General features: G+C 37.6%; 4 protein-coding genes. 3 read left to right on the forward strand and 1 reads right to left on the reverse strand.

The window, feature by feature from the left end:
• The 3 genes from H7254_RS01125 to H7254_RS01135 form a co-directional block, all read left to right on the forward strand.
• A partial coding sequence (locus H7254_RS01125; RefSeq protein ID WP_301931227.1) for a hypothetical protein occupies positions 1-979 on the forward strand: 979 nt, incomplete at its 5' end.
• Between the two features lie 601 nt (positions 980-1,580).
• Positions 1,581-3,938, forward strand: coding sequence for a PAS domain-containing sensor histidine kinase (locus tag H7254_RS01130; protein ID WP_301931228.1), 2,358 nt, complete (start codon positions 1,581-1,583; stop codon positions 3,936-3,938).
• 1 nt (position 3,939) lies between these two features.
• Positions 3,940-4,314, forward strand: coding sequence for a two-component system response regulator (locus tag H7254_RS01135; protein WP_301931229.1), 375 nt, complete (start codon positions 3,940-3,942; stop codon positions 4,312-4,314).
• 648 nt (positions 4,315-4,962) lie between these two features.
• On the opposite strand, the gene H7254_RS01140 is transcribed toward H7254_RS01135, so the two are convergent.
• A partial coding sequence (locus H7254_RS01140; RefSeq protein ID WP_301931230.1) for a hypothetical protein occupies positions 4,963-5,575 on the reverse strand: 613 nt, incomplete at its 5' end.

Genomic DNA, 5,575 nt, shown 5'->3' on the forward strand with positions numbered 1-5,575 from the left:
AGGCAGACTGCAACTGGTTTTTACAGTGGCAAGCAAAACAGCATTGGGTAACTGGGTATACGATGATGGCGCAAGCCCTATCAGGGATTGGGGCTTTAATATTGCCCCCTTCACCGGCCAGCCCTTCAACGAATTATTGCTCATCAGCCCACAGGGACTTTCCACATTAAAATGGGAACATGATACTTTGGTGCCAACTAAAATTGTATTAAACGGGCAGTTATTTGCCAACTGGAAAGTAAACACCAACGATAGATTGGTGGGCATAGCAAAACTGTTTACCACAAACGAGACCAATATTATTTTTGAAAATAACATTGATATGCACCTGGTGTCTATGAGTAATCCGGAACAAACTTTTACGGTAAGAACAGGTGTGCGTTATGGCCAATGGTTATTTAACCGTGCCGACAATACCATACAATGCTTTGGCGATTTTGATGGCGATGGTACGGATGAAATTTTTATCAGCAGTCCATGGGGCATTGGTATTCTTAAAAGGATAAATAACATGGTAACGTCTGTGGGCATGCAAATAAATGGCAGCAACTTAAATGGGTATGTGGTAGATAATAAACACGTGTTTGGATCGGTGGGCAATTATCTGGCAAATAAAAATCAGGAAATTGTAGTGCATAACAAGGTTCAGCTGCAGGCTGTACTGGTATTAAAAAACGGCAATCTGGTTGCAATCAACAGCACCAATAAGAATTTAGTGTTTGGTGAGCTGACTGGTGAATTTGTAGCGAAGCTTGACAGGGATAATAAAAGTGACTGGCTTTTTAAAAATGACGGAGCCATATTTATAGTCAACCTTAATGAAACGAATGGTGTTGAAATTAATAACATCATTGGGCCGGTAGAAAATAGTCTAAAAAACTGGAAAATAAATGCAAAAGACATTTTTATTTCTGCCGGAAATTTTTTGAATAAAGCGAATGAGCAGCAGGTATTAATTGTGGCGGGAAAGACAATTTAATGGCGTAGGTAATACTTGAATTGACAGGATATTAAACTTGGTATGGATTATCTTAATCCACTTGAAATTAGTTGGCTAAAGAAAACTTGCCTGGCCCTCAAATTACCGGCTGCCGCTGCCGGGAATAAATGCTGATTGAAAAATTTTGTTGAAAATAACAACAAAAAGCTAAATAGATAATGTAAGGCCCCGAACCAAAGCACAAATTACATTGTGCACTGTTAGTTGCCAGCTACAGAAAAACGATACACATTGCAGATGTGCTCACGAACGAATGCGGGTGATTATTAAACCCTTATTCAGGTTTATATAATTCACGCCTTCTCTACAGTATATCGTTTAGCTAATATTATATACTACCTTCATTAGGCTACGCTTTTTTTTATCCGCAGTTAATTATTTATCTATGTTTTTATTTAGACTTGGGTCCAAGTTTGCATTGCATGCTCAGTTTTAATGTATAAACCATGTTATAAAATAAATTTCAGCCATCAGGAATTATGAGCAACACTTTAGCTTTATAAGAGTTTAAAAGCAGGTGGATTTATTATTTGTGGGTTGTTACATACAAAAGCTGAGAAAGCAAAAAAATAATTCATTAATGACAACTACGGAACAAAAATCGGTACAAGAAAAAAATTTGCGTATCCTGCAGTTAGAGGCTGAACTGTTGCAGGCCAGGGATACACTGCAGTTTACAGCCAGGAAAGAATTACAGGACAGCGAGCTACGCTTTCACAACCTGGTAGAAAAAGCACCTTCCCCTATCTGTATTTTTAAAGGAGAGAATATGATATTGGATGTAGCCAATGAAGCAGTATTTAATATTTTGAATGTAGGAAAAGAAGCACTGGGTAAACCATTTTTAGAAATTATACCTGAAATGAAAGACCAGCCTTTTATGGGATGGCTGTTAGATGTTTTTCACACAGGCGTTTCGCATTACGGTAATGAGGAGCCTGCTTATCTTACAAACAAAAATGGGCAAAAAAACCTTGTTTATTTCAATTTTGTTTACCAGCCTTATTGTGAAAATGATGGAACCATTTCGGGAGTAGTGGTGCTGGCTACTGATATTACAGAGCAGGTGCTGGTACGAAAAAAAATTGAAGAAAGTGAAGCATTCAGCCTTTCGGTATTAAACATCAGCCCCGATTGTGTTAACATTCTGGATGCCAAAGGCAGGCTGCAGTTTATGAACAATAGTGGTATTTGCCTGCTTGAAATTGATGATTTTAGCTTAGTTAAAAATAAACTTTGGTCAGATTTGTGGGAAGAGCAAAACAGGCAAACGATAAAGGATGCTGTAATAAAAGCATTTAATGGAGAAAGGGTACAGTTTCAGGTTTTAGGTAAAACATTTAAAGGCACGCCCAAATGGTGGGATGTAATTGTGTTGCCAATACAAAGAACCGGACAGGATGCCACAGTTAAGCAACTGCTCTCTGTATCGCGGGATATTACAGAACAAAAACAACAGGAGCTTAAAGAAAAGGAACTGCTCAACCGATTTCAAAATTTGGTGATGCAGGCTCCTGTTGCTATGTGCGTATTGCGGGGAAAAGATTATGTGATAGAAGTAATAAACAGGGAAATGTATGAAATGTGGGACAGGACATTAGAAGAATCTTTAAATAAACCTGCATTTGAAGTGTTGCCCGAACTTATGGATCAGGGATTTAAAGAATTGCTGGATAAAGTTTATACAACAGGAGAACGCTTTATAGCAAATGAACTTCCCATTGGCTTAAAGCGAAACGGAAAGATTGAAAATGCTTTTGTGAAATTTGTTTATGAACCTTTGCGGGAAGCAGATGGAACCATTTCTGGTGTAATGGCGTTGGCTCATGAAATTACTGAGCAGGTTGTTTTAAGAAAAAAAATTGAAGAAAGTGAAGCACATTTCAGAAAAATGACCGACTTGATGCCGGCAAAAATCAGTAATGCAAACCCAGATGGCGATGTTATTTATTTTAATAAAAACTGGTTGGATTTTGCAGGAATGAATTTTGATGACTTAAAAGCATTTGGATACCATCAGATTATGCACCCCGATGAAATACCGGAATTTCAGCAACGCTTGCAAAAAGCCTTTGAAACCAGGGAGCAACTGGAAATGGAAATGCGGTTTAAAAATGCAGCAGGCGATTATATATGGCATTTAAACCTGGCATCGCCGGTTAAAGACGCCGAAGGCAAAATAAAAATGTGGGTTGGGGTTACCACTGAAATACAGAAAATAAAACAGGAAGAAGAAAGAAAGGGCGACTTTATTAAAATGGTGAGCCACGAATTAAAAACGCCTGTTACCTCTATTAAGGGTTATGTGCAAATTCTTTTAATGATGCTGAATGAAGAACTGGGCAAGGTATCACTGGAGCAGATAAAATCATCGCTGGTGCGTATTGATAAACAAATAGTAAACTTAACCAGGTTAATTTACGAAATGCTGGATCTGACCCGCCTTGAAGAAGGCAGCCTGCAGCTTAAGATGGAAGCCTTTAGCCTGAATAATTTAATAAAAGATATTACCGACGATATTGCAACATCCCAACCTAAATACATTATTGAATTAAAACAAGACGTTATTGCTGCCGTATTTGCCGACAGAGGCCGCATTGAGCAGGTGCTTATTAATTTTATAAATAATGCCATAAAGTATAGTCCTCAAAGCAGTAGTATTGAAATAAGTATTTACCAACCCGAACCAGGTAAAGTAAGTGTAAGTGTAAAAGACTTTGGCATTGGTATAAATAAAGAGGAGCATCAAAAAATATTTGAACGATTTTACCGGGTAGGTGGTAAAATCGAACAGACCTTTCCTGGTTTTGGTATTGGGTTGTTTATAGCAAGTTCAATAATTCAAAAGCACAATGGCACCATATCTATCAACAGCGAAAAAGGCAAAGGCTCCGAATTTACTTTTACATTAAATACCGTACCGGAAAATAATCTGTAAAATGGAAAAACAAAAAATACTGATACTTGATGACGACCTGGATATCGGGATGATGATGAAAATGATGTTGCAATTTAAAGATTATGATGTAGCCCTGTTTACCACCCCGGATAAAATTGAAGAAGAGATCAGTAACCAGCCCTACGATTTGATTTTTGTTGATATGCTCCTGTCCGGAAGAAATGGGATAGATATCTGCAAAGCTTTAAAAAGTAATCCTGCCGTTGCAGTTATCCCTTTAATAATGATGTCGGCCCATCCCGATGCAAAACAAATTTGCCTGGCAGCCGGTGTAGATGATTTTATTGCAAAACCTTTTGAGGTAAAAGAAGTGCTGCTAAAAGTGGCGGGGTTATTAGAGAATGTAAAAGAATAGAAATACAGGACTGCTTTTTCGCATATCAACTTGTCAGCAACGAGGTAGCAGGAATAGAAAACGCAAAATCTATTTGATTTTTCACACAGTTTCCGATGTTTGTAACCCATCATATTGCGCTCGGAATATACTTCCTAAGCTAACGTACGAATATGAAAATGTGGTAAATTAACGCTGCTTATAGTAAGGCCGATTTTAAAACTGTTGGGTAATAGCACGAGTGCAATCCTGGTTGGGAAGTGTATGAATACTCCAGTGGTGGTGCAAATTTTTGTAACCCCTTTCATACTATTTTTTTATTTGGAATGAGCTTTCTTTTTAAGCATTTTTTAACGTTAAAAATTAATTAATATGCAGGAAGAAAAGGAAATTAAAATGGAGGTCGTAAATTCTTATGCGGCAGGAATTGATATTGGCAGCAGAAGTCATTTCGTAGCCATTGGCCAAAAAAAACAGATGTAAAAGAATTTGGTGTTTTTAATGAAAATCTCTTTGTTATTGCAAAATGGCTCAATGATAACTGCATTAAAACGGCAGCTATCCTAACTTTACCGCCTATGATAATCTGACCGGTGTCGATCAACAAACAATAACCAAAAGCCCGCAATAGTTTTTATAAGCGGGGCTTTTTTATGGGGGCGCTTTCGGCTATTCATCTTTAAGTTGAGTGAATAGAACACCTGTCGCTGGTATTCTATAAATTCGTCTGCTATTTTCATATTCAGGTTTTTCTCCGTCTGGCTGATTGAAAATTACAAGAACAGTTCCTTTGTATCCTTCAGGAATTAAATAGGTTTCCCTTTCAGGTCTTGTCAGATATGAGCTTGCAAAAGAAAATACATACATACTGATAATTACAACAATTAATGTCAGCGGAAATAAAAGTAGGCCGAGTATAACCTTTGAAGTTTTTGACTTTTCTGTCTGTTTTGGTAAACGCCATTCAAGAAATAGAAGTTGAAGAATTGAACCACCAATCCATAGGTAAAGAATTGGAAAACTAAAAGCACCAATCCAGGGTCCTAAAACTAAAGCCACACAATATGCCCAACCAAATGAAAGCAGTCCAGAAATTAGAATGATAAAAAGTAGTCGTAACAAATAAGAACTAGTCCTAAACAGGTATACGATTGTTCTGCCAGTTACCGCAAGTCCAACAGCAAGTGGAACAGTCCAAAGAATGAAAGCGTAAGTGTCGCCTTTACCAAACCAGTTTTGTCGGAACAGCACAATTGTCATTGCAATCAAACAAGTCAAGATG

The organism is Ferruginibacter sp. (genome assembly GCF_014377975.1).
GTDB lineage: Bacteria > Bacteroidota > Bacteroidia > Chitinophagales > Chitinophagaceae > Ferruginibacter.

Bases quoted from the DNA above. Each gene is read 5' to 3' on its own strand.
- H7254_RS01130 (WP_301931228.1), top strand. From the start codon at position 1,581: ATGACAACTACGGAACAAAAATCGGTACAAGAAAAAAATTTGCGTATC.
- H7254_RS01135 (WP_301931229.1), top strand. From the start codon at position 3,940: ATGGAAAAACAAAAAATACTGATACTTGATGACGACCTGGATATCGGG.